The sequence below is a fragment of the Pseudomonas prosekii genome (assembly GCF_900105155.1).
Classification (GTDB): Bacteria; Pseudomonadota; Gammaproteobacteria; order Pseudomonadales; family Pseudomonadaceae; genus Aquipseudomonas; species Aquipseudomonas prosekii.
The window spans coordinates 2182122-2205659 of sequence record NZ_LT629762.1; the positions used below are offsets into that span (position 1 = coordinate 2182122).

General features: G+C 61.0%; 21 protein-coding genes and 1 riboswitch. Of the genes, 6 read left to right on the forward strand and 15 right to left on the reverse strand.

Annotation, left to right across the window (positions count from 1 at the left end; all coding sequences use genetic code 11):
* Window positions 1-111 precede the first annotated feature (111 nt).
* From parC to BLU01_RS10035, 8 genes are all read right to left on the reverse strand, one after another.
* A complete protein-coding gene (gene parC / locus BLU01_RS10000) occupies window positions 112-2370 on the reverse strand; it encodes a DNA topoisomerase IV subunit A (protein WP_092274187.1) in 2259 nt (752 codons plus the stop codon).
* A 10-nt stretch (window positions 2371-2380) separates the two neighbouring features.
* Window positions 2381-2902, reverse strand: a complete 522-nt coding sequence (locus BLU01_RS10005) for a retropepsin-like aspartic protease family protein (RefSeq protein ID WP_092274190.1) — start codon at window positions 2900-2902, stop codon at window positions 2381-2383.
* Entirely contained in the window at window positions 2899-3888 is a 990-nt protein-coding gene (locus tag BLU01_RS10010; protein WP_092274193.1) for an esterase-like activity of phytase family protein, read from the reverse strand. The genes BLU01_RS10005 and BLU01_RS10010 overlap by 4 nt, the downstream gene beginning before the upstream one ends.
* Entirely contained in the window at window positions 3888-5792 is a 1905-nt protein-coding gene (gene parE / locus BLU01_RS10015; RefSeq protein WP_092274196.1) for a DNA topoisomerase IV subunit B, read from the reverse strand. The genes BLU01_RS10010 and parE overlap by 1 nt, the downstream gene beginning before the upstream one ends.
* A gap of 41 nt (window positions 5793-5833) precedes the next feature.
* On the reverse strand, window positions 5834-6442 hold the full coding sequence (locus BLU01_RS10020; protein ID WP_092274199.1) for a YqiA/YcfP family alpha/beta fold hydrolase: 609 nt from the start codon (window positions 6440-6442) through the stop codon (window positions 5834-5836).
* Between the two features lie 230 nt (window positions 6443-6672).
* Complete coding sequence (gene cpdA, locus BLU01_RS10025) at window positions 6673-7488, reverse strand: 3',5'-cyclic-AMP phosphodiesterase (protein ID WP_092274203.1); 816 nt, start codon at window positions 7486-7488, stop codon at window positions 6673-6675.
* Window positions 7489-7587: 99 nt separating this feature from the next.
* Window positions 7588-8040, reverse strand: a complete 453-nt coding sequence (locus BLU01_RS10030) for a DUF1249 domain-containing protein (RefSeq protein ID WP_092274206.1) — start codon at window positions 8038-8040, stop codon at window positions 7588-7590.
* A complete protein-coding gene (locus tag BLU01_RS10035; RefSeq protein ID WP_092274208.1) occupies window positions 8031-8648 on the reverse strand; it encodes an NUDIX domain-containing protein in 618 nt (205 codons plus the stop codon). The genes BLU01_RS10030 and BLU01_RS10035 overlap by 10 nt, the downstream gene beginning before the upstream one ends.
* A gap of 227 nt (window positions 8649-8875) precedes the next feature.
* Between BLU01_RS10035 and BLU01_RS10040 the strand changes: the two genes are divergently transcribed.
* Window positions 8876-9622, forward strand: a complete 747-nt coding sequence (locus tag BLU01_RS10040) for an RsiV family protein (protein WP_092274211.1) — start codon at window positions 8876-8878, stop codon at window positions 9620-9622.
* On the opposite strand, the gene cytX is transcribed toward BLU01_RS10040, so the two are convergent.
* A complete protein-coding gene (gene cytX / locus BLU01_RS10045) occupies window positions 9591-10883 on the reverse strand; it encodes a putative hydroxymethylpyrimidine transporter CytX (protein ID WP_092274214.1) in 1293 nt (430 codons plus the stop codon). The genes BLU01_RS10040 and cytX overlap by 32 nt on opposite strands.
* A 169-nt stretch (window positions 10884-11052) precedes the next feature.
* Complete coding sequence (thiC, locus tag BLU01_RS10050; protein ID WP_092274217.1) at window positions 11053-12942, reverse strand: phosphomethylpyrimidine synthase ThiC; 1890 nt, start codon at window positions 12940-12942, stop codon at window positions 11053-11055.
* Window positions 12943-13122: 180 nt separating this feature from the next.
* Window positions 13123-13228: riboswitch (TPP riboswitch) on the reverse strand.
* Between the two features lie 192 nt (window positions 13229-13420).
* Between thiC and BLU01_RS10055 the strand changes: the two genes are divergently transcribed.
* Window positions 13421-14860: a TolC family outer membrane protein gene (locus BLU01_RS10055; RefSeq protein WP_092274219.1), complete on the forward strand. Its 1440-nt coding sequence runs from the start codon at window positions 13421-13423 to the stop codon at window positions 14858-14860.
* 149 nt (window positions 14861-15009) lie between these two features.
* On the opposite strand, the gene waaA is transcribed toward BLU01_RS10055, so the two are convergent.
* Window positions 15010-16287 (reverse strand): lipid IV(A) 3-deoxy-D-manno-octulosonic acid transferase, encoded by a 1278-nt coding sequence (gene waaA / locus BLU01_RS10060; RefSeq protein ID WP_092274222.1) that lies wholly within the window; start codon window positions 16285-16287, stop codon window positions 15010-15012.
* A complete protein-coding gene (locus BLU01_RS10065; protein ID WP_092274225.1) occupies window positions 16280-17200 on the reverse strand; it encodes a LysR family transcriptional regulator in 921 nt (306 codons plus the stop codon). Before BLU01_RS10065 ends, waaA begins: the two co-directional genes overlap by 8 nt.
* A 102-nt stretch (window positions 17201-17302) precedes the next feature.
* Here BLU01_RS10065 and BLU01_RS10070 point away from each other — a divergent pair, with 102 nt between their 5' ends.
* The 4 genes from BLU01_RS10070 (at window position 17303) to BLU01_RS10085 (ending at window position 20919) form a co-directional block, all read left to right on the forward strand.
* Window positions 17303-17635 (forward strand): DMT family transporter, encoded by a 333-nt coding sequence (locus tag BLU01_RS10070; protein ID WP_092274228.1) that lies wholly within the window; start codon window positions 17303-17305, stop codon window positions 17633-17635.
* Window positions 17636-17930: 295 nt separating this feature from the next.
* A complete protein-coding gene (locus tag BLU01_RS10075) occupies window positions 17931-19106 on the forward strand; it encodes an NAD(P)/FAD-dependent oxidoreductase (protein ID WP_092274231.1) in 1176 nt (391 codons plus the stop codon).
* A complete protein-coding gene (locus BLU01_RS10080; RefSeq protein ID WP_092274234.1) occupies window positions 19103-19915 on the forward strand; it encodes an aldo/keto reductase in 813 nt (270 codons plus the stop codon). The genes BLU01_RS10075 and BLU01_RS10080 overlap by 4 nt, the downstream gene beginning before the upstream one ends.
* 32 nt (window positions 19916-19947) lie before the next feature.
* A complete protein-coding gene (locus BLU01_RS10085) occupies window positions 19948-20919 on the forward strand; it encodes a metal ABC transporter ATPase (RefSeq protein ID WP_092274236.1) in 972 nt (323 codons plus the stop codon).
* 26 nt (window positions 20920-20945) lie between these two features.
* Here the strand turns inward: BLU01_RS10085 and BLU01_RS10090 are convergent, their stop codons facing one another.
* The 3 genes from BLU01_RS10090 to BLU01_RS10100 are packed head-to-tail and all read right to left on the reverse strand — an operon-like array spanning window position 20946 to window position 23465.
* Window positions 20946-21752, reverse strand: coding sequence for a hypothetical protein (locus tag BLU01_RS10090; protein ID WP_092274239.1), 807 nt, complete (start codon window positions 21750-21752; stop codon window positions 20946-20948).
* Between the two features lie 31 nt (window positions 21753-21783).
* Window positions 21784-22488: a hypothetical protein gene (locus tag BLU01_RS10095; protein ID WP_092274242.1), complete on the reverse strand. Its 705-nt coding sequence runs from the start codon at window positions 22486-22488 to the stop codon at window positions 21784-21786.
* On the reverse strand, window positions 22485-23465 hold the full coding sequence (locus BLU01_RS10100; protein WP_092274244.1) for a glycosyltransferase: 981 nt from the start codon (window positions 23463-23465) through the stop codon (window positions 22485-22487). The genes BLU01_RS10095 and BLU01_RS10100 overlap by 4 nt, the downstream gene beginning before the upstream one ends.
* Window positions 23466-23538: the final 73 nt, after the last annotated feature.

Below are 23538 nucleotides of genomic sequence, written 5' to 3' on the forward strand. Positions count from 1 at the left end.
GCCGGCGCTTGAAAGGCCATATCATCCGTGAATATGCGTTCCGACTCCAGCGCCAAAGCGTCGATCTACGCGTTAAATCGTAGATCGAGCGCTCTAGGACGCTTAATTGAGCTATTCGACGAGCAGCGCATCGACCCGCTGGAAGCCCCTTGGCAACTTGTTGCCGCGACGCCCACGCTCACCTTTGTAGTGTTCGAGGTCGTCGGCCTTCAGTGACAAGGTACGTTTTCCGGCCTGCAGCACCAGGGTGACGCCTTCCGGCAGCACGGCGATGTCCGTGACATATTCTTCGCGACTGGCAACCCGCTCACCGGAAATCCCGATGATCTTGTTGCCTTTGCCCTTACCTAATTGTGGCAGGTCGCTGATCTTGAAGATCAGTAGGCGACCTTCGGTCGTCACCGACGCCAGCCAGTTATTCTCGCGATCGGTCACCGGACGCGGAAGAATCACTTTCGAGTTGTTCGGCAGGCTCAGCAGCGCTTTACCGGCCTTGTTCTTGGCCTGAAAGTCTTCACCCTTGACCACAAACCCGTAGCCGGCATCCGACGCGATCACGTACAGCGAATCGTCTTCGGGCATCAGCACGCATTCAAAGGTTGCGCCTGGCGGCGGCGTCAGACGACCGGTCAGCGGTTCGCCTTGGCCACGGGCCGAAGGCAGCGTGTGCGACGGCACCGAATAGCTGCGACCGGTGGAGTCGATAAACACCGCAAACTGGTTGGAACGTCCCGGCGCCAAGGCTTTGAAGCCATCGCCGGCCTTATAGGACAGCCCGGTCGCGTCGATTTCGTGCCCCTTGGCCGAGCGCACCCAGCCTTTTTCCGAGAGCACCACCGTGACTTTCTCGTTCGGCAGCAGATCGTGCTCGGTCAGCGCTTTGGCTTCAGCGCGTTCGACGATTGGCGAACGGCGGTCGTCGCCATAGGTTTCGGCGTCCTTGATCAGCTCGGTGCGTACCAGTTTTTTCAGCTTGGCTTCGCTGCCCAGCAAGGCTTGCAGCTTGGCTTGTTCCTTGAGCAATTCATCCTGCTCGGCGCGCAGCTTCATTTCTTCAAGTCGCGCCAACTGCCGCAGACGAGTGTCGAGAATGTAGTCGGCCTGGATTTCGCTGAGCGCAAAACGCGCGATCAGTGCGGCCTTCGGGTGTTCCTCGGTGCGGATGATGTGGATCACTTCATCCAGGTTGAGGTAGGCAATCAGCAAACCGTCCAACAGGTGCAAGCGACGCTCGACCTTGTCGAGGCGGAACTGCAGGCGGCGGCGCACGGTGCGCACGCGGAATTCCAGCCACTCGACCAGCAACGCGCGCAGGTTTTTCAGCTGCGGTTTGCCGTCGAGCCCGATGATGTTGATGTTGACCCGATAGCTCGATTCCAGCTCAGTGCTGGCGAACAAATGCTGCATCAGCGCATCGTGGTCAAAGTTCTTGCGCGCGCCCGGAATGATCACGATCCGGCACGGGTTTTCGTGGTCGGACTCGTCACGCAAGTCGGCAATCTGCGGTGCTTTGGACGGCTTGGCCTGCATCATCGCGGCGATCTGTTCCAGCACCTTGGCCCCGGAGACCTGATGCGGCAACGCGGTGACGATGATGTCGCCGTCCTCGATGTGGTAAACGGCGCGCATGCGTACCGAGCCCTTGCCGGTTTCGTACATCTTCAGCAGGTCGGCGCGCGGCGTGATGATTTCCGCTTCGGTCGGGTAGTCCGGGCCCTGAATGTGCTCGCAGAGCTGTTCGACCGTGGCTTTCGGCTCATCGAGCAAACGCACGCACGCCGTCGCGACTTCGCGCAGGTTGTGCGGCGGCACATCGGTGGCCATGCCAACGGCGATGCCAGTGGTGCCATTGAGCAGGATGTTCGGCAAACGCGCCGGCAACACCAGCGGCTCGTCGAGTGTGCCGTCGAAGTTCGGGCCCCAATCCGCGGTGCCCTGCCCCAGCTCGCTGAGCAGCACTTCGGAATAACGCGACAAACGCGCTTCGGTGTAACGCATGGCGGCGAAGGACTTCGGATCGTCCGGCGCACCCCAGTTGCCCTGACCGTCGACCAGCGTGTAGCGATAGCTGAACGGCTGGGCCATCAGGACCATGGCTTCATAGCAGGCCGAATCGCCGTGCGGGTGGAATTTACCGAGCACGTCACCGACGGTACGCGCCGATTTCTTGTGCTTGGAATCGGCGTCCAGCCCCAACTCGCTCATCGCGTAGATGATGCGCCGCTGTACCGGTTTCAGGCCGTCGCCGATGTGCGGCAAGGCGCGGTCCATGATCACGTACATGGAATAGTTGAGGTAGGCATTTTCGGTGAAGTCAGCCAGTGACCGGCGCTCTACACCGTCCAAGCTGAGATCAAGGGAGTCGCTCATGCGGGCCTCATTATTTCGTGGTCTGGCGCAGCAGCATGGTGCCACCGCGCTGGGTAAATTCAAGTTTGTTCAGTGCGCTCATGCCGAGCAGCACCTGATTGCCATCCAGGCCTGGCGCGACCAGCGCGCGAACATCACGCAGCACGATATCGCCCAGTTGCAGCCGATCGATGCGGGTTCGGTAACCCTGGCTCAAGCCATTGGCGGTGCTCAGGGTCACGCCGAAGCCCTTCTCCAGTTTCAAGCGCTGCGCGACGCTGACCGGAATCGCCACATCGGTGGCCCCGGTGTCGAGCATGAAATCCACCGGCTGACCGTTGATCTGGCCGCTGGCGACAAAATGCCCTTGGTGATTGCCCACCAGTTTCACTTCGATAAAACCTTCGCCCTGCTGTGAAACAACCTCGGCGTTGGGGTTTTGCTGACGTTGTTCCCACTGGCCGAAAAACCGCGTCGCCAGAAAAAGCGCCGCGCACCAGGCCAAAATCATCAAGACCCGACCGGCGCGTTTGCCCGGCGGCTGCTGGCTCATGGCTTGGCACCCCAGCCACCTTCAGGCGCGGCGAAGCGCCAGATGATCGGGCGAACTTCACCGTCGGCGCGCACCCCGAAGTTGTTGTCGATGCCGATCCAGGCACCGTCGGCGTTCACCACCAGCGCTTCCGCCAGACCATAAGCCTGTGGATAACGGCGTTGTTCCTGCAGCGCTTCGTCGGCATACGACCAGCAACGCTCGACTTTCGCCGTCAGCGCATCGCGTCGACAGATCTGAAACGCGTTGCGTTCGAGGGTAAACAGCTTGCCGTTGAACAACGACAAGTCGGCAAAATCCCGGGAAACCGCGCGCGCTCTAGGAAACTGCGCGGGTTGCATCTCCAGCCCGGCTTCGCTCAACAGCACGCAGCGACCGTCGCAATCCCAGACGGTTTGCTGACGTTTGATCAGCAGCAATCCACGGCTTTCACGCTCGGCAGCCAGCCACAAGGCATTGCCTTCCGGGTTGATCGCCAGGCCTTCGAACAAGGCGTTGAAACGCAGCAACATGCCGCTGGCCCGGGCTTCGCGCACCAGCATCGGCGAAATCTTCAGCCACGACGCGGCGCCCTGCGGTGTCACTTGCAGCACGGCGGCGTGGGATTCGCTGACGATGTACCGGTTACCGGCGCTGTCGCAGGTGATGCCTTCAAAATCCAGATCACCGCCGCGCACAAACGACGCCGCCCAGGTCCGCGAACTCAGGCCCAGCGGCAAACCGCTGTCGGGCACCGGCGGTACGTCGATGCGCACGGCTTCGGCCTGCCAGGGTTCGGCGCGGGTATCGAGACGGTAGATTTGGTCGTCATCGCGATCAGAAATTGTCCACAGCTCCTGACCGCATTGCGCCAGCCCCGACAGGTTGCCGCCGCGCATGCCATCGACGGCATGCTCGGACACCAGGCGCAGCTGCGGCGCCGGCTCGGCCGACGCCGTTGCCGAAACCAGCAGCCAGACACACGCCAGGGCAAAGCCAAAACGCATCAGCCGAGCACCTCGGCCAGGTCACCCTTGGACTCCAGCCACGACTTGCGATCACCGGCGCGTTTCTTCGCCAGCAGCATGTCCATCATTTCCGAGGTCGCTTCGAAATCGTCCAGCGTCAACTGCACCAGACGCCGGGTGTTCGGGTCCATGGTGGTTTCGCGCAGTTGCGGCGGGTTCATTTCACCCAGACCTTTAAATCGGGTGACCTGCGGTTTGCCGCGTTTTTTCTCGGCGACCAGACGATCGAGAATGCCATCGCGCTCGGCTTCGTCCAGCGCGTAGTAAATCTCTTTGCCCAAGTCGATGCGGTACAGCGGCGGCATCGCCACGTAGACGTGACCGGCATCCACCAACGGGCGGAAATGCTGGACGAACAACGCGCACAGCAAAGTGGCGATGTGCAGACCGTCGGAGTCGGCGTCGGCGAGGATGCAGATCTTGCCGTAACGCAGCTGCGCAATGTCCGCCGAGCCCGGATCGACCCCGATCGCCACGGCGATGTTGTGCACTTCCTGGCTGGCGAGCACTTCGCTGCCATCGACTTCCCAGGTGTTGAGGATCTTGCCGCGCAACGGCAGGATCGCCTGGAATTCCTTGTCCCGCGCTTGTTTGGCGGAACCGCCGGCGGAATCACCTTCGACCAGAAACAGCTCGGAACGCATCGGGTCCTGCCCGGCGCAATCCGCCAGTTTGCCCGGCAGCGCCGGACCGGCAGTCACGCGTTTGCGCTCGACTTTTTTACTCGCTTTCAGACGACGGCCGGCGTTGTTGATCGCCAGTTCCGCCAGGAGCATGCCGGTTTCCGGGTGCGCGTTGAGCCACAGACTGAACGCATCCTTGACCACCCCGGAGACAAACGCCGCCGCTTCACGCGAGGACAGGCGTTCCTTGGTCTGGCCGGAGAATTGCGGCTCCTGCATCTTCATCGACAGGACGAAGGCAATGCGTTCCCAGACGTCTTCCGGCGCAAGCTTCACACCGCGCGGCAGCAGGCTGCGGAATTCACAGAATTCGCGCATCGCATCGAGCAAGCCCTGACGCAAACCGTTGACGTGGGTACCGCCCTGCGCCGTCGGGATCAGGTTGACGTAGCTTTCCTGAACGCTGTCGCCACCTTCCGGCAACCACAGCAGCGCCCAATCCACCGCTTCTTTATTACCGGCGAGGCTGCCGCAGAATGGCTCGTCGGGCAGACGTTCAAAACCGTTGACCGCGTCCACCAGATACGAGCGCAGACCGTCTTCGTAATGCCATTCGACTTTCTCGCCGCTGGCCTTGTCTTCAAAACTGACCAGCAGCCCCGGGCACAGCACGGCTTTAGCCTTGAGCACGTGCTTGAGGCGGCTGATGGAGAATTTTGGTGAGTCGAAATATTTCGGGTCCGGCGCGAAGAACACGCTGGTGCCGGTGTTGCGCTTGCCGACGGTGCCAATCACTTCCAGTTCGGTTTTTTTGTAACCGTCCGCGAAAGTCATCTGATATTCGTTGCCGTCACGCTTTACGCGCACCCGGACTTCGTTCGACAAGGCGTTGACCACGGAAATACCCACCCCGTGCAAACCGCCGGAGAACTGGTAGTTCTTGTTGGAAAACTTGCCGCCCGCATGGAGTTTGGTGAGGATCAGCTCAACGCCCGACACGCCCTCTTCCGGGTGAATGTCGACCGGCATGCCACGCCCGTCATCGCTGACTTCCAGCGAATGATCGGCGTGCAGGATGACCTGCACCGTGCTCGCGTGCCCGGCCAAGGCTTCGTCGACGCTGTTGTCGATGACTTCCTGGGCCAAGTGGTTCGGCCGACTGGTGTCGGTGTACATGCCGGGGCGTTTACGCACCGGGTCGAGGCCCGAGAGGACTTCGATGGCGTCGGCGTTATAAGAGCTAGCGCTGGGAGTGGCCATGGGGTCTCGTCGTCAAATGTTCTATGAAAAGGGGCGAGGGCTCACAGTGCCGTGAAATCAATCGCCTGATACAAATCTGCGCCGATGCCGGCAAAACTCAACAGCGCCGGCAATCGCTCGGCAAACCCCTGGAAACCATGGTCGCCGCCGGCCTGGATACGCAACGCGCAGGCCCGGTAATACTGCTGGGCGTGGCGATAATCCAGCGTTTCATCGCCGGTCTGCAACCACACCTGAAACCGCTGCGGATCCCGAGGCGCCGGCACTTCCAGCTCGGCGAGCGCCGCCACATGGTCGTGGGTCAACTCCCAGGATTCATCGGTGTAGAGGTTTTTCTGCGTCCCCAGAAACCCGTCAAACATCCGGTGCGGACTGACGGCAGGATTGACCAGCAACGCCTTGAGGCCATGCTGCTCAGCCAAGTGAGTCGCATAGTAGCCGCCGAGTGAGCTCCCGACTAGCAGCGGCCGCCCAAGCTCCTCGATCGCCCGATTCAACTGACCGATGGCCTCCCGCGGGTGGTGATGCAAGGCCGGCACCTGCAAGTGGTCGCTCAGGCCCAGGCGCTCCATCACATTGATCAACTGGCTGGCCTTCTTCGAGGCCGGCGCGCTGTTGAAACCGTGGATATAAAGGATCGAACCGGACATTAGAGCTCCCTGAGCGTCGGGTAAAGAGACGGAGTTTACAGGGAGACGCAGGGATCGGGGATAGGGTTGGGGAAGTTGGTGGTGTGGAGGATAAATCGGGAGCAGGCTCACTTTTACAGGGGGTTGGGGTGTATTGGGAGGGATTGTCGTTTGGCCGGACGCCTTCGCGGGCAAGCCTCGCTCCTACAAAATCAAGGGCAAATCTGCGAGCCGCCCGCGGCAACGGATAATCAATAGCCATCCGCCCCATAATCGACCGCGAATTCGAACCCGCTGACTCGCTCAACGCCGGTTTCAATCAGCCCATCAGGCAACAGCCGCAGCCACCGATACCCCGGCGCCTGCTCCCCGACCTTGAAATCCTCACTGCCAGGTTCGAACTGGATGCAAGTCGACGGCGAGGCGATCAACCGCACGCCCTCTCGCACTTGATCAAACTCCTGATGCACATGCCCCCACAGCACCGCGCGCACTTGAGGAAAACGATCCAGAACGGCAAACAACGCCTCAGGATTACGCAACCCGATCGGCTCCATCCACGCGCAGCCAATCGACACCGGATGATGATGAAAACACACCAAATGATGCCGCTCCGGCGCCTCACTCAAAGCACGCGCCAACAGCTGCAACTGATCATCCTGCAAATAACCGGGAACGGAGCCAGGCACCGCCGAATCCAGCAGCGTCACCCGCCAATTACCCACATCCACCACCGGCTCCAGCAGCGCGCTCTGCACCGCCGCCTCGGCCATCACCTGCGGCTCATCATGATTGCCCGGAATCCAGCGCGCCGGCGCATCCAGCTGCCGCGTCAAATCGCGAAACTGCTGATACGACGCCAACGTCCCATCTTGCGAAATATCACCACTGGCAATGATCAAATCGATCTGCGGCTGCTGCTGGCGAACCAGCTCGATCACCCGTTGCAGGCTCTCGCGCGTCTTCATCCCCAGCAACGAACCGTCCGCCTCGGCGAACAAATGACTGTCGGATAACTGCACCAGCAACGCCGGATCGGCGGTGGTCAATGTGGATACGCTGGGCAAGGCGTTCTCCCGAGGCTGAATCACGGAATTGGATAGAAGCCGCAATTATGCTGGGGGAAGGTCAAAAGAGGAAAGCGCGGAACCAGACACAGTTCACATCTAACGCACAACCGCGTACTCATGCCCGCACGCCAGGCAATGACTCAGCCATTCCCCCAGGAACAGATTGAGCTGGGCTTTTTCATCCGGCTGATGCATCGCCGCATTCGGATAAGGATAGATGCCCCGAAAGCGTCTTGCATGCTCGGCGCTGACCACCTCGGCCATGCACGCGTCGTGATAGACCTGAACTTCCAGCTGCGGCACCGGCAACCACGGCAGACTGTGTTCCTGGCGCACTTGCAGGGTCGTGGTGTACGGGCAGACTTGCAGCACTTCCAGCGCCAGCACGCCGAGCATCTGATCACCCTGAGTCACGGCAATGCGCCGCGCCTCGGGCTCGCTGCGCATGTCCGGCAGCAGTCGCATCAGGCGCGCGTAGTTGGCCTCGCACGAGGCTTGCAGCCCGGCGAGGTCGACACGATAGCGATCGCGCAACTTGTTTACGACCATAACCCCCTCACTTCAGCGCGGTTCAAAGCAAGCCATTGCAAAGCAATGATGCTGGCCGCGTTGGCAATTCGTCCGTCGCGTACGGCTTGCAGCGCGTCTTCGAACGCCCAGACCGTGACGCGGATATCTTCCGCTTCTTCTGCCAGTCCATGCAGGCCTCCGACTCCATCGGTTTCACAACGCCCCAAATACAAGTGGACGAATTCGTTGCTGCCGCCCGGTGACGGGAAATACTTGGTCATCGGCCACAGCGCCGCGAACACCAGCCCAGCTTCCTCCTGCGCCTCGCGGTGAGCAACTTCTTCCGGTTGCTCATCCTTGTCGATCAGACCGGCGACCAGCTCGATCAGCCAAGGGTTGGACGTCTTGCCCATGGCGCCGACGCGAAACTGCTCGATCAGCACCACTTCATCGCGCTGCGGATCGTAAGGCAGCACGCAAACTGCATCGTGACGCACAAACACTTCACGATTGATCTCGCGACTCATGCCACCGGCAAACAATTCGTGACGCAAATGCAGGCGATCGAGTTTGTAAAAGCCCTCGTAGCATTTTTCGCGTCGAACGATCTCAACGGTGGTCGGGGTGGCGTTGGCAAAATCAGTCATGACAATCCTCGTGTGCTGCTTATCCGTGACGAGGTTCCGGGTGGTAACTGGCGACCTCGCTTTCGCGCCATCCTAACGCGCGACTGCGGTTGATGCAGCCCCTTTACCATCAGCGGGATAGACGGTGAGGGCGAAACCAACTCTAATTAGCTTAGTGGCGAACTGACTGCTTCGTTGACAGTCGAAGCGGTAACTTTTCGCCTTTCCCTGTTTTATGAAGGACGCCCATGTCGCTTTTTAAAATCGCCTCCGTGGCCGCAATCGCCCTGACGTTGGGCGCCTGCCAAAGCCTGTTCCAACCCAATTACCGGACGCCGCTGGAAACCACCCGCGATGCCTCGGAAACACTGAAACCGGGTTGCACCACGGCAGATTGCCCTTTGGTCAACATCGATACCCTGCGGTTCCCGGACGAGCCACAGCTGGACGGCATCGTTGAGCGAAACCTGCTGCAATTGACCCGCACCTCCGCCGACGCGCCGGCCGCGCCGACACTCGCCGCGTATCGCGATCAGTTTTTGCGCAACGCCGAGCCACGCTCCAGCAGTTACCTGCAAGCCAAAGTACGTGAGCAGCATGACGGCTTGGTGATCGTCGAGTTTTCCAGCTACCTGGACACCGGCGGCGCGCATGGCACGCCGGGCCGCAGCTTCGTCAACTATTCGCGCCAGCAGCACAAAGTGCTGACGTTGTCGGACATGCTGCTGCCGGGTCAGGAAGAAGCGTTCTGGAAAGCCGCACAAGTGGCGCACAACAGCTGGTTGATCAGCACCAAGCTCGATCAGGAACCGGAGTTCCTGAAGAACTGGCAGTTCCAGAAAACCCAGAACGTCGCGCTGACCTACGGTGGGGTGATCCTCAAGTACGAAACCAGCACCATCGCGCCGTACGCGCTGGGCCACATCGAACTGAAGATCCCCTACCCGCGCCTGAACGGCATCCTCAGACCCGAACTGTTTCCCGGCCGTAACTGAAGGCTCGACCGAGCACCAGTTGCAGCAGCCCTGCCACGATCAACGCCGGCAGGGTTGCGCCGACATCCGGATACAGATTGGCCAGCAAATGATAGGTGCTGACCCCGCCCAGCCAGGCGAGCAGCGCCGGCCAGCGCAACGCGGCTGAAGCCACTTGGCCGCTGCGTTTGCGCAGGATGAAGTGATCCACCAGCACCACGCCGAACAGCGGCGCAAACACCGAACCGATCAGCAACAGGAAGTTCTGGTACTGCGCCAATGGCGCCAGCAGTGCGATCAACGTGCAAATGACACCGATGGCCAACGCCAGGTGCTCGACCTTCAGGCGCAACAGCATCCCGCTCGACACCGCCGCCGAATGAATATCGGCAAAAGCGTTTTCCGACTCGTCCAGCAGAATCAGCAGCAGCGGAATCCCCAGGCCGGCACCGGCCAACGCCAACAGCAAGGCACTTACTTCACCGCTCGGCGCGAACGCCAGGGTGTAGGCAACGCCGAGGCTCATCAGCCAGAAGTTACCGATAAAGAAGCCAATCGCGGTGCCGCCAAACACGTTTTTCGCGCGTTTGCCGAAGCGTGAGTAGTCGGCAATCAGCGGCAGCCACGACAGCGGCATGGCGATGGCGATATCGAAACCCACCGCAAATGGCATCGAACCGTCACCGGCCTGCGCCCACAATGCCGCCAGATCGGCCTTGGCGAACAGGTTCCAGGTCAGCCAGATGCACGCGGCCAGCAGCAGCCAAATGCCCCACTTGCGCAGGATCTGCCGGACGAACGTCAGCGGCCCGCTGACGGCGAGCAGAGTCGCGAGGCCACCGAAAAATACGGTCCAGAGCAGTGGATTGGCGAGCAGGCTGCCGTCGCTGAACGCCCGCGCGCCGAGCAGGCTGGCGGCGTCGCGCATGACGATGATTTCGAACGAGCCCCAACCGATCAGTTGCAGCAAGTTGAGCACTGCCGGCAGGCTCGCGCCGTGTTTGCCGAGGCTGAGCTTGAGCGCGGCCATCGACGACAGGCCGGTGTCGCTGCCGATCACGCCGACGGCGGCCAGCAGCAGCACGCCGACCAGCGTGCCGAGAAAAATTGCCAGCAACGAGCCGGACAGGCCCAGACCCGGCGCGAGCAATGCGCCGGTCTGCAAGACCATCAGGCCGATGCCGAGGGAAAACCACAGGGAAAACAGATCGCGGCCGCCGAACACACGTTTGTCGGTCGGCACCGCAATGTCAGGGGAATAAGTGCTGGGTTGAATGCTCAAGGGTGTTATCTCAGAGGGATAATTTTTTCATTGAGATCTTGGCTGTCTGGTCTGGCGCCATCGCGAGCAAGCTCGCTCCCACAGGGGATTTTTGAACGACTCAAATCCAATGTGGGAGCGAGCTTGCTCGCGATGGCGGCGGTGCGGGCACCGCCGACCTCAGGTCAGATCAAACCTTCTTGTACAGCTGACTGCCTTCCTGCTTGAACCGCTCAGCCTGTTCCGCCAAGCCCTGGGCGACTTCGGCGTCAATCGTTTCAATCCGCTGGTTGGCCGCGTATTCACGGACTTCCTGGGTGATTTTCATCGAGCAGAATTTCGGCCCGCACATCGAACAGAAATGCGCGACTTTCGCCGAATCCTTCGGCAGCGTTTCATCGTGATACGAACGCGCGGTGTCCGGATCCAGGCCGAGGTTGAACTGGTCTTCCCAGCGGAATTCGAACCGCGCCTTGCTCAAGGCGTTGTCGCGAATCTGCGCGCCCGGATGTCCCTTGGCCAAGTCCGCCGCGTGCGCGGCAATCTTGTAGGTGATGATCCCGGTCTTCACGTCATCCTTGTTCGGCAGGCCCAAGTGTTCCTTCGGCGTGACGTAGCAAAGCATCGCGCAACCGAACCAGCCGATCATCGCCGCGCCAATACCGGAGGTGATGTGGTCGTAGCCCGGCGCAATGTCGGTGGTCAGCGGGCCGAGGGTGTAGAACGGCGCCTCGTCGCAGCACTCGAGCTGCTTGTCCATGTTCTCTTTGATCAACTGCATCGGCACGTGGCCCGGGCCTTCGATCATGCATTGCACGTCGTGTTTCCAGGCGATTTTGGTCAGCTCGCCGAGGGTTTCCAGCTCGCCGAATTGCGCCGCGTCGTTGGCGTCGGCAATCGAGCCCGGACGCAGGCCATCGCCCAGCGAGAAGCTGACGTCGTAGGCCTTCATGATTTCGCAGATGTCTTCGAAATGGGTGTAGAGGAAGCTTTCCTTGTGATGCGCCAGGCACCACTTGGCCATGATCGAACCGCCCCGCGAAACGATGCCGGTCACGCGTTTGGCGGTCAGCGGCACGTAGCGCAACAGCACGCCGGCGTGGATGGTGAAGTAGTCGACGCCCTGCTCGGCTTGCTCGATCAACGTGTCGCGGAACAGCTCCCAAGTCAGGTCTTCAGCGGCGCCGCCGACTTTTTCCAGGGCCTGATAGATCGGCACAGTACCGATCGGCACTGGCGAGTTGCGGATGATCCACTCGCGAGTTTCGTGAATGTGCTTGCCGGTCGACAAGTCCATGATGTTGTCCGCGCCCCAGCGAATGCCCCAGGTCAGTTTCGCCACTTCTTCTTCGATCGACGAACCCAAAGCGCTGTTGCCGATGTTGCCGTTGATCTTCACCAGGAAGTTGCGGCCGATGATCATCGGTTCCAGTTCGGTGTGGTTGATGTTGGCCGGAATGATCGCGCGCCCACGGGCGATTTCTTCACGGACAAACTCCGGCGTGATGATTTTCGGCACGCTGGCGCCGAAGCTGTGGCCGGGGTGTTGCTGGTCGAGCAGCCCGGCGGCGCGAGCCACTTCGAGCTTCATGTTTTCGCGGATGGCAACGAATTCCATCTCGGGCGTGATGATGCCTTTGCGCGCGTAGTGCATCTGGGTCACGTTCCCACCGGCCTTGGCGCGGCGCGGGTTGTTGACGTGGGCGAAGCGCAGTTTGGTCAGCTCGGCATCGGCGAGGCGTTCGCGGCCGAAGTTGGAGCTCAGGCCCGGCAGGCGCTCGGTGTCGCCCCGGGCTTCGATCCACGGCGAACGCACATCGGCGAGGCCTTTGCGTACGTCGATAATCACGTTGGGGTCGGTGTACGGGCCCGAGGTGTCGTACACAACGACCGGCGCGTTGATCTCGCCGCCGAAGTCGGTCGGGGTCACGTCGAGGCTGATTTCGCGCATTGGCACGAGGATGTCCGGGCGGGAACCCTGGACATAGATTTTTTGCGAACGGGTGAACGGCTGCACTGATTGTTGATCGACTTGGGCCGAGTCACTCAGGTTCGTCGTATTTTTTAGTTTTATCGTCATCACGGGCTCTCCAGACAGCATCCAGCAGTGGATTTTTGTCGGAGCGAACCTGTAACGAATGGACGCGACCAATCAGCGATGAAAATGCTGTTGGTGCTGTGCTCAGTGCTCGAGGGCAGTCGAAAATCGATTGTCGATTGTCGAACAACATCCCGGACGAAGCACAAGAGGACTCGCCGGGTGACGAGAAATCTTGTTCCCTACGCAGGCGTTAACCTGATCAGGTTCAACGGGATCCGAAATTATTCGATCTCAGCCTCATAGCAAGGCACCCCGACAAGAACCCGGCCAGTCTAGACACAACCGGCAAAGAACGCCAACCCCGGTGCGAACCGCATGATAAATGGCGTGATTACAGGATTGTTGCCGAACGTGCGCCCATCTACACTCGCTACGCTGCGCCACGCCTTGACCGTGCGCGGAGCGCGCCGTACCTTTGGCGCTCAAATTATCAGCGTAATTTTTTAGGGATGGCCGCATGCTGCGCAAACTCTCACTGGCCCTTGCCGTGTCTTGTGCTTCCAATGGAATGGCCTGGGCCGCTGAGGCGCCCTTATCCACCAAAACCGACCTGGTGAGCGTTTATCAGGAAGCGGTGGATAACAACGCCGACCTCGCCGCCGCCCGCGCCCAATATGGCGCCCAGAAAGAAGTCGTGCCGCAGGCGCGCGCCGGATTGCTGCCGAACCTGTCGGGCGGGGCGAATCTGAGCTCGGTGCGCACCCAGCTCGATCAGCCGTCCGGCACCGCCACCCGCGATGCTCACTCTTATCAGGCGACTTTGGCCCAGCCACTGTTTCGCGCCGATCGCTGGTTCCAGTTCCAGGCGGCCAAGGACGTCAACGAACAAGCCGCGCTGCAACTCTCGGCGACCGAGCAGAATCTGATCCTGCAATCGGCGGAAAGCTATTTCAACGTGCTGCGCAGCCAAGACAATCTGGCCTCGACCAAGGCTGAAGAAGCGGCGTTCAAACGCCAGCTCGACCAGTCCAACGAGCGCTTCGATGTCGGCCTCTCGGACAAGACCGACGTGCTGCAATCGCAAGCCAGCTACGACACTGCGCGGGCCAACCGGATCCTCGCGCAACGTCAGGTGGATGACGCGTTTGAAGCGTTGATCACGCTGACCAACCGCCAGTACAACTCGATTCAGGGCATCGTCCACACGTTGCCGATCCTGCCGCCGGCGCCGAACGACGCCAAGGCCTGGGTCGAAACCGCGGCGAAACAGAACCTCAATTTGCTCGCCAGCAACTACGCGGTGAGCGCCGCTGAAGAAACCCTCAAGCAACGCAAGGCCGGCCACGCGCCGACCCTCGATGCGGTGGCGAAATACGAAAAGGGTGACAACGATGCGCTGGGTTTCAGCAACCCGAGCGCGTTTGGCCAGCCGTATGGCGGCAACGTCGAGCAGACCACGGTCGGCCTGCAAGTGAACATCCCGATCTACAGCGGCGGCCTGATCAACTCGCAGGTGCGCGAGTCTTACGCGCGCCTCGACCAGTCCGAGCAGCAGCGCGAAGGCCTGCGCCGGCAAGTCGTGGAAAACACCCGCAACCTGCACCGCGCGGTCAACACCGACGTCGAGCAGGTGCAGGCGCGCAAGCAGTCGATCATCTCCAACCAGAGCGCGGTGGAAGCCACCGAAATCGGTTATCAGGTCGGCACACGCAACATCGTCGACGTGCTCGACGCACAGCGTCAGCTCTACACCTCGGTGCGCAACTACAACAACACGCGTTACGACTACATCCTCGACAACCTGCGTTTGAAGCAAGCGGCAGGCACGTTGAACCCGGGGGATTTGCAGGATTTGTCGCGTTATCTGAAAGCTGACTACAACCCGGACAAAGACTTCCTGCCACCGGACCTAGCGAAGGCTGCGGCCGAGCAGCTCAAGGCCCGGCCTGGCCAGTAAGCGCATGGCTTGCCCGCGATGGCGTCCTTGAAACCGCTATCGCGAGCAAGCTTTGCTCCTACGGAATCAGCGCTAACCTTTGCAGGAGCATGGCTTGCCCGCGATGGCGATCTTAAGGATCCATCGCGGGCAAGCCTTGCTCCTACAAATTAGCGATCGAGCAACCGCCCCAACCCATCCAGCAACCGCTGCAACGCACCCTGATTGCGCCGCATCACGTTCAATCCCGCCTCCGCCATCCGCTGCGCATCGCGCGGCAATTCGAACAGACGCTGCACCTCCACTGCCAAACCTTCGGCGTCCTCGACCTCGGCCAACGCCCCGGCGCTGCGCAGTTGCGCGGCGATTTCGAGGAAGTTGAACAGGTGCGGTCCGCTCAGCACCGGTTTCGCCAGCGCTGCTGGCTCCAGCAAGTTATGCCCGCCATTCGGCACCAGACTGCCGCCGACAAACGCGCTGTCGGCCAGCGCGTAAAGAAACAGCAATTCGCCCATGGTGTCGCCCAGCAGCACCGACGTGTCGGCGGTCACCGGTTCGGCCAGTGAACGGCGCACCGTGGCAAAACCCTGCTGTTTGCACAGTTCGAACACCGAGTTGAAACGCTCCGGATGGCGCGGCACCAGAATCAGCAACGCGTCGGGGTGATTGGCGAGCAATTGACGATGCGCCGCCAGCACCACTTCGTCTTCACCTTCGTGAGTGCTGGCGGCGATCCACACCGGGCGCTCCTGCGCTTGCCACTGGCCGCGCAGTTCGGCGGCGCGTTGCAACAACGCTGGGTCGATGGTCAGGTCGAACTTGATCGAGCCAGTCACCTCGACGGTTTGCGGACGCGCGCCGAGATCACGGAAGCGCTGCGCCTCGGCCTCGGTTTGCACCGCAAACAGACTCATTTCGGCAAGCATCGGCGCGGTGAGTTTGTGAAAACGGCCATAGCCTTTGGCCGAGCGCTCGGACAATCGCGCATTGGCCAGCGCCACCGGAATCCCGCGTTTGGCGCATTGATGGATGTGGTTGGGCCACAGCTCGGTTTCCATAATCACGGCGAGTTTCGGCTGCACCCGATCGAGGAACCGCGCCGCCGCGCACGGCAAGTCGTAAGGCAAATAGCAGTGCTGGATGCGTGGTTCATTGGCGAACAAGGCCTGAATGCGTTCGGACCCGGTCGGCGTCATGCAGGTCACGGTAATCGGCAGCGTCGGGTAGCGCTGCAGCAGCGCGCGGATCATCGGCGCGGCGGCGATGCTTTCGCCCACGGACACGGCGTGCACCCAAATGCCGCCGGGCTGCATCGTCGGCAAGCCATAAGAGAAGCGCTCGCCAATGCGTTTGGCGTACGCCGGCGCCTTGCGCGCCCGCAGCCATAGCCGAATCGCTACCAATGGCAGCCCCAGGTAAAACAGCGCGGTGTAGAGAGTTCTATTCATGGCGGCGGAGTTTATCGGTTTTTAAGCCGATCGCCTGCAAGTGCACGGCAAAACGTTCTGCCAACCAACGCGCGGCCGGGCCGAGTGGCTCGTCGCGGCGCCACACCAGCTCGACCACCAGCGCTGGCGGGGTCCATTCGCTGACCAGTTCGACCATCTGATTTTGATACGTCGGGTATTGCACGACGTGGCGCGGCAGCCACGCCCAGCCGAGGCCGCGCACCAGCCATTCGGCCATCACGTAAAAACTGTCGGCGCGCCAGACTTGCGGGCTCGCCGGCTCGCTGCCGGGGTAGACGCTGGATTCGGTGGACATCAGCAACTGCCGATGCCGCGCCAGTTGCTGGCAATCGACTTCGGCCATGCTCGCCAACGGATGACCCTTGCCGCACACGGTGACCATTTCGACGCTGCCCAGCACCCGCCGCTCCAGCGCTTCGGGGATCTGATCGTGGAAAAACAGCAAACCCAGGTCGGCGCGGCGCTCGACCAGTTTGCGCGCCACATCGCCCTGCGCGGCGCTGGTCAGTTGCACTTCGATGCTGGGGAATTTGTCCGCCAGCGCTTCAAAACTTTCGATGATCGGCTGATAAGGCATCGCCTCATCCTGCGCCACCCGCAGCCGCGCTTCCTGGCCGCGCATCATCGCCAGCGCCCGACCGTTGAGGCGCTCGCATTGGCGCAGCACTTCGCGCGCCTCTTCGAGCAAGGCATTGCCGGCCTCGGTGAGCCTGGGTTGGCGGCCGCTGCTGCGGTCAAACAGGCTCACGCCCAAATCTTCCTCCAGCAGCGCAATCGAACTGCTGACCGCCGATTGCGCCTTGCGCTGCTCCCGGGCCACTGCCGAGAACGAGCGCTGCTCCGCTACGCTGACGAACAGGCGCAGTTGCTCAAGATTCCATTGAATGTTCATCGCCCAACCTATCTCCACAGCCGATAGGTAATGACTTTACCGCATCTGTGGAATCTCTAAAATGCCGGACCAGAAAGCAGCACTTCAGATGAGGATTTACCCATGACCGCTTACTACTACCTGGCCATCGCCATTTGCGCCGAAGTGATTGCCACTGTTTCGATGAAAGCGGTCAAGGGTTTCAGCACGCCACTGCCGCTGACCCTGGTGATCGTCGGCTACGGCATCGCGTTCTGGATGCTCACGCTGGTGGTGCGCAGCGTGCCGGTGGGCGTGGCGTACGCGGTGTGGGCCGGCATGGGAATTGTGATGGTCAGCGTCGCGGCACTGTTTATCTACGGGCAGAAACTCGACGTGCCAGCGATGCTCGGGATGGCGCTGATCGTACTGGGCGTCGTGGTCATCCAACTCTTCTCGAAAACCGCCGGCCACTGACGTACGTGTAGCAGCTGCCGCAGGCTGCGTCCGGCTGCGAAGCAGTCGTTGACTCTGATAACGCGATTCTGCAGACAGACCGAGGGCGAGGACTTCGTCCTCGAACGCAGCCTTCGGCAGCTGCTACAAGGTTTGCGTTCGGCTGCGAAGTCGTCGTTAACCTTGATGACGCGATTCTTCAGAAAGACCGAGGGCGAGGACTGCGTCCTCGAACGCAGCCTTCGGCAGCTGCTACAAGGTTTGCGTTCGGCATGAATCTGTATACTGCGCCCTCGTCTTGAACACTGAGGTCAGCATGCCATCCGTTATTTCCACCGACGTTCTGATTGTCGGCGCTGGTGTCGCCGGCCTCTGGCTGAATGCGCGCCTGCGCCGCCAGGGTTTTTCGACCGTGCTGGTGGAAAGCGCCACCCTCGGCGGCGGGCAGAGCGTTAAGTCCCAGGGCATCATCCACGGCGGCGCCAAATACGCGCTGCACGGTGCGCTGACCGGCGCTTCGGAAGCCATCGCCGACATGCCGCGACGCTGGCGCGAGGCGCTGGCCGGTGACGGCGAACTCGACCTCAGCGGCGTGCGCCTGCTCTCCGAAGCCCATTACCTGTGGTCGCCCGGCACGATCGCCGGCAACCTCACCAGTTTCTTCGCCAGTAAAGCCGTGCGTGGCCGCGTTGATCAGGTCAAAGGCGAGCAACTGCCGCCAGCGCTGCAAGACAAGCGCTTCAAAGGCAAGGTCTACCGCTTGGCCGAACTGGTGATCGACGTGCCGAGCCTGATTCAGCGCCTCGCCGATCTGGCCGGCGACGGCTTGCTCGCCGGGCAAGTGATCGAGCCTTTGCTGGAGGCCGGTTTGCTGGTCGGGCTGAAAGTCGATGGCCGTGAAATCCGCGCCCAGCGCATCGTCCTCAGCGCTGGCGCCGGCACTGCCGGGCTGCTCGAAGCATTGGGCCTGAGCAACCCGGCCATGCAGCGCCGGCCGTTGCACATGATCATCGCCAAAGGCCCGAGCCTGAAACCGCTGTACGCCCACTGCCTGGGCGGCGGCACCAAACCGCGCATCACCGTGACCACCCATCCGGCGGCCGATGGCCAATGGGTCTGGTACCTGGGCGGCGACATTGCCGAAGCCGAGGGCGTGGCCCGCGAACCTGCCGAACAAATTGCCACCGCGCAAAAAGAACTTGGCCAATTGCTGCCGTGGATCGACCTCAGCACTGCGCGATGGGCGACCCTGCGCGTCGACCGCGCCGAGCCGTTGCAATCGGGCCTGACCCGCCCGGACAACGCGTTCCTCGCCGAGCAAGGCAAATTGCTGGTCGGTTGGCCGACCAAACTGGCCTTGGCGCCGGACTTCGCCGACCGCGTAATCGCCAGCCTCGCCCGCGACAACATCCAGCCCGGCCCGGCACAACCGCTGCCCGAGCTGCCAAAACCACCGATGGGCGTTCCTGCCTGGGACCAATTGCTGCCATGAGCCAACCAACTCTGCACGACTTGCATCGCCCCTTGGGCAGCACCGGCCTGACGGTTTCGCCGCTGGGCCTGGGCACGGTGAAACTGGGCCGCGACCAAGGGGTGAAATACCCCAACGGCTTTCAGATTCCCGGCGACGAAGAAGCGCGAATGCTCCTGCAAATGGCGCGCAACATTGGCATCAACCTGATCGACACCGCGCCCGCCTATGGCCACAGCGAAGAACGCCTCGGCCCGTTGCTGCGCGGCCAGCGCCAGGACTGGGTGATCGTCAGCAAGGTCGGCGAAGAGTTCGCCGATGGCCAGTCGAGCCACGACTTCAGCGCCGCCCATACGCGGCTGTCGGTTGAGCGCAGCCTGCAACGTCTGGAAACGGATTTTATCGACCTGGTGCTGGTGCATTCCGACGGCAACGACTTGGCGATTCTCAACGACAGCGAGGTCTATGCAACGCTCGCGGCGCTGAAACAGGAAGGCAAAATTCGCGGATTCGGCTTTTCCGGAAAAACCGTCGAGGGCGGCTTGAAGGCTCTGGAACAGGGCGATTGCGCGATGGTCACCTACAATTTGAACGAACAGGGCGAGAAAGCCGTCATTGACTATGCTGCTGCGCATGGCAAAGCGATCCTGGTGAAAAAAGCCCTCGCCAGCGGCCACGTCATCCTCAGCCCCGGCGTCGACGCCGTGCAAGCCAGCTTCGAGTTGTTGTTTGAACATCCGGGTGTTGCCAGTGCTATTGTCGGGACCATCAATCCGCTGCACCTCGCCCATAACGTCGCGACCGTTGCCAAGGTCCTACGTAGAAACTGATGCCGCCGACGCGGCCTTAAGCAGGAGCCGACATGCCGCGTACGCTCATTAGAAAGAACCCGAGCAACTTCAAGACCCTGCCGTTATTCGTCGAAGCGACGCCCGAAGGCCTGAGCTATCAAAGCGTCGGGATGCCGCTGAATTTCTCCCAGACCCTGCAACGCCGCCGCCCGGTCACGGTGCCCGACAACGAACGTTTTGCCCTGGAACTGGCCAACCTCGGGGTTTCGGTGCGCCTGACCCTGCATTGGCAGAATCGTGATTATTGGGTGCTGGTGCGCCAGCGTCGGCAAGATCGCGGCGACGTGGTGCTCAAGCTGATTTCCGGTTACGTGCCCGCGCATGAGCTGAACCTGCCACTGCACACGGCAATCCAGGAGATTGCCGAAGAGTGTTTGCTGGAGACCCCGGAAGGCTGGCTCGGCGGGCGTTTCAACGACACGTGGCTGCCGGCGCCCTACTCGTCCGCGCTGCATTATCGCGAGGCGCTGCCCTTTCGCCTGACGCCGCTGTCCGGCGCGGCGCGCCCCGTGCGCAGCGCCAATTTGCAGTTGATCGAACGCCCGCGCGCCTACGTGCATTTGCCCACGGCATCGCTGCAATTGATCTACGACTTGCGCCTCGACGTACCCAAGGAAGCCAAATCGCTGAGCCTGTTTCATGTCGACGAACGACTTGAAGGCGATCAACTGGTCGCGCGCCTCGATCGCAAGCGCCCGGACCTGTATTTGATGCCGCTGGAAGAAGGCGTGCCGCTGCCCGAGCTGTACACGCTCAAGCGCGACAAGCTGATCCCGGCCAGCACTCGTGGGCTGTATCTGGCGGAGAGTTTTGCGATTCAGGAAGGCTGGACCGTGCGCGAAGAGCGGATCCGTTGGAAGGACTGGGTGGTGCAGCAAGGGCTGGAAGCGCCGAAGGCACCTCGACGCGGCTTGAAGAAACTCAGCGTCAAGGCCCTGCGTCTGGTGCGGCTGGTTCGCGGCAGTCTACGCAAGGAACCGTGACATTTGAGTGGCGGCGCAGGCCCGTTCTAGCCTGCGCGGCGCTTGTCGATCAGCGTGCGCAACCGCGCAAAAAAATGGAAATAACGATTCTCGCGTTTGCCCATGCCGCGCTTGGGTGAAAACGATTCCTCGGCAAATGCGCCGCTGATCCGCACGCGCGATGCCTGGGTCGGCACGGTGCAAATCTTCGCTCCAGCCTGTTGCAGGGCGAACTTGAGCAGACGTTCGGAATGCAACTTGCGCCCGGTGGCTTTGCTGAAATCGAAAATCCGCTCGATCCGTTTGCCGTACGCGACATAAGTGCTGCGACCACAAATGGCGAACCGATCATTCAAACCGCCCCACCACTGCCAGTCCGGAATGTAAGCGTTCAAGCGCCGCGCCTCGGGTTGCTGGAACACGTAGGTCGGCAGCGCGGTGTGGAAGAAGTTGTCCGGGCGCACGAACACGACGAAATCGGGTTTGAACGACTCCATCATCGTCGTCACTTCGTGCAGCGAATTGAGCTGATAAATCAGGTTTCTCAGCGAGGCGAAATCATCCGCCCAAGTATCGCCGAGCGCTTTCACTTGCTCAAAATCCCAGCGCTCCAGCACGCCGTCGGTGGAGTCGAGCCGACCGGTCATGGTTTCGAACGGCGCGTAATTGTCGGCCGCCAACAAACCCTGTTCACCGGAACGCGAGTTCTGCACTTCGTCGATTTTGTACAAATGGTAGAAGCACTTCACGTTGCTGTCGGCAGGCAGTTGCGCAAGGACGTTTGCTTGAATCGATGGAAAGCAGATTTGCGAATTTCTCGGGATACCAAAAAAAGTCACCGCAATATTCAACACTCGACAGCACCCCTTGAAAGTTGATCAGTAATCACTGGCGATTAAACAGTTTCTGCCACCAACTGCGACGGCGCAGCGGTGTGACGATGACGTCCGCTTGTTGCAGCCATTCGCGCTCGTAATCCCAGGCATGCCCGCCCCAGCGCTTGCCGGCTTCGTTGGAGAAACCCAGCGTCATCAGCTGATAGCTGTAACCCGCGTGTCCGCGCAGCCAGTCGAGCAGTACCAGCGCGTTGAAGCCGGTAGTCGGGCCGACGTAACGCTTGCCGCCCGGACGATCGACCGGGTAGTTCCACAAGGGCGGCAGCGGAATACGCTCCCAATACAGCGCCACTGACGGCAATGGGCACATCTCGCCGGTGCAGCCGACCAGCATGGTGAAACACCGCGCCGGGTTCTGCGCGAACAGCCGCTGCACTTCGGGGCCATACGGCAGGCCGAAAAAATACGCGTCCGGCGCGTTGAAGCCATGCACAAACAGATTCACGCTGTGCGGGCTCAGCAGCGGTGCGAGCACACACGTGTTGAAGCTGACGACGACGTCATCCGCGCCGATGTTCAGCGCCTGAAAATCGGCTTGGGTGATCGCTGGATTATTGGCAACAAGCACCACTCGCGCGGCTTTGCGCAGGCACTCTTTGAGCGCCGGCGGCATGCCATTTTCAATGGATTGATAACCACCGGGCAGCGCGTCCAGCGCCAGGGTTTCAGCCGCAGGCGACGGTTGCTTGTTCATGACGGCTGCGGCACCTGCATGCCGTAGCGCAGCTTGACCCAAAACCGCGTGAACGCTGAAGGCGGCTGCCACGGGCGCATTTCCCGCTGAATTTCAGTAGCCAGGGCGCGACCGACGCGGGCGAACGAGTACTGGCTCTCGGCGAACGCCTGGCCGTTGCTGGCGATGCGCGCCGTCAGTTCAGGGTCGTTCTGCAGCAACTCGAGTTTTTCCACGGCTTCATCTTCAGAGCGGTAGAAAACCGTGTTGTACATATCACGGAAACCCAGCAACTGGTCCTCTTCGCCCTGACTCCAGGCCAGCAAGACGCAGCCGCAGGCCATGGCTTCAAAGTTTTTGATCATGAACTCGTTCATGCCGATATCGGCACTGACAAAGATCTTGATGCGGTTGAGCATTTGCAGGTATTCGGTGCCGGACTTGGTCCGCGTCACCAGCATTCCGGTACGCCGCGAAAGAGCCTCGAGCAACGCCTTGCGCTGCGAATATTCGGTACTTTTCAGGCTGCCGAGAAAACCCACCGGAATGTCGCGCTCGGTGCCGGTGTTGTGCAGCATCTGTTCGTCATAACCCTTGGAAACGAACACCGCGTCGATCTGTTCAGCCTTCAGCCGACGCGCCACCACAGCCCCGGAAACCAGCGCACGAGAACTCGGCAAACGGCCATACAACCGCGAGTAAACGCCCATGTACTTACTCTCGGGCATGTAGTTCTGATAAGCGTCATGCTCGAGAAAAATCAGCCCGGGGATACACTTCAAGACACGCAGTTGAGGCACCAGGCGTTTGACCCGGGAGAAAATCACCACCCGGTCAAAGGTCTGGTAATGGACCGATGCGAGAAACGGCCCCAGGTTCATCTGCTGCTTTTTGCTCAGGCGATAGATGACGCACTCGTCGCAGTTTTGCTGCACGAGTTCATACAGGCGATCCAGAATGACGCGCTGCTCGTCCATCACCAGGAGCATTACTTTCATAAATCGGTTACCACGGGACAAAAGCTTAGAAACATTAGGTTAAATACCGGCCGATAGCATCTGGACGGTGATC

Excerpts from the sequence above, each read along its gene's own strand:
- parC (WP_092274187.1), bottom strand. The coding sequence starts at position 2,370 with ATGAGCGACTCCCTTGATCTCAGCTTGGACGGTGTAGAGCGCCGGTCA.
- BLU01_RS10005 (WP_092274190.1), bottom strand. The coding sequence starts at position 2,902 with ATGAGCCAGCAGCCGCCGGGCAAACGCGCCGGTCGGGTCTTGATGATT.
- BLU01_RS10010 (WP_092274193.1), bottom strand. The coding sequence starts at position 3,888 with ATGCGTTTTGGCTTTGCCCTGGCGTGTGTCTGGCTGCTGGTTTCGGCA.
- parE (WP_092274196.1), bottom strand. The coding sequence starts at position 5,792 with ATGGCCACTCCCAGCGCTAGCTCTTATAACGCCGACGCCATCGAAGTC.
- BLU01_RS10020 (WP_092274199.1), bottom strand. The coding sequence starts at position 6,442 with ATGTCCGGTTCGATCCTTTATATCCACGGTTTCAACAGCGCGCCGGCC.
- BLU01_RS10030 (WP_092274206.1), bottom strand. The coding sequence starts at position 8,040 with ATGGTCGTAAACAAGTTGCGCGATCGCTATCGTGTCGACCTCGCCGGG.
- BLU01_RS10035 (WP_092274208.1), bottom strand. The coding sequence starts at position 8,648 with ATGACTGATTTTGCCAACGCCACCCCGACCACCGTTGAGATCGTTCGA.
- BLU01_RS10040 (WP_092274211.1), top strand. The coding sequence starts at position 8,876 with ATGTCGCTTTTTAAAATCGCCTCCGTGGCCGCAATCGCCCTGACGTTG.
- thiC (WP_092274217.1), bottom strand. The coding sequence starts at position 12,942 with ATGACGATAAAACTAAAAAATACGACGAACCTGAGTGACTCGGCCCAA.
- BLU01_RS10055 (WP_092274219.1), top strand. The coding sequence starts at position 13,421 with ATGCTGCGCAAACTCTCACTGGCCCTTGCCGTGTCTTGTGCTTCCAAT.
- waaA (WP_092274222.1), bottom strand. The coding sequence starts at position 16,287 with ATGAATAGAACTCTCTACACCGCGCTGTTTTACCTGGGGCTGCCATTG.
- BLU01_RS10065 (WP_092274225.1), bottom strand. The coding sequence starts at position 17,200 with ATGAACATTCAATGGAATCTTGAGCAACTGCGCCTGTTCGTCAGCGTA.
- BLU01_RS10070 (WP_092274228.1), top strand. The coding sequence starts at position 17,303 with ATGACCGCTTACTACTACCTGGCCATCGCCATTTGCGCCGAAGTGATT.
- BLU01_RS10075 (WP_092274231.1), top strand. The coding sequence starts at position 17,931 with ATGCCATCCGTTATTTCCACCGACGTTCTGATTGTCGGCGCTGGTGTC.
- BLU01_RS10080 (WP_092274234.1), top strand. The coding sequence starts at position 19,103 with ATGAGCCAACCAACTCTGCACGACTTGCATCGCCCCTTGGGCAGCACC.
- BLU01_RS10085 (WP_092274236.1), top strand. The coding sequence starts at position 19,948 with ATGCCGCGTACGCTCATTAGAAAGAACCCGAGCAACTTCAAGACCCTG.
- BLU01_RS10095 (WP_092274242.1), bottom strand. The coding sequence starts at position 22,488 with ATGAACAAGCAACCGTCGCCTGCGGCTGAAACCCTGGCGCTGGACGCG.
- BLU01_RS10100 (WP_092274244.1), bottom strand. The coding sequence starts at position 23,465 with ATGAAAGTAATGCTCCTGGTGATGGACGAGCAGCGCGTCATTCTGGAT.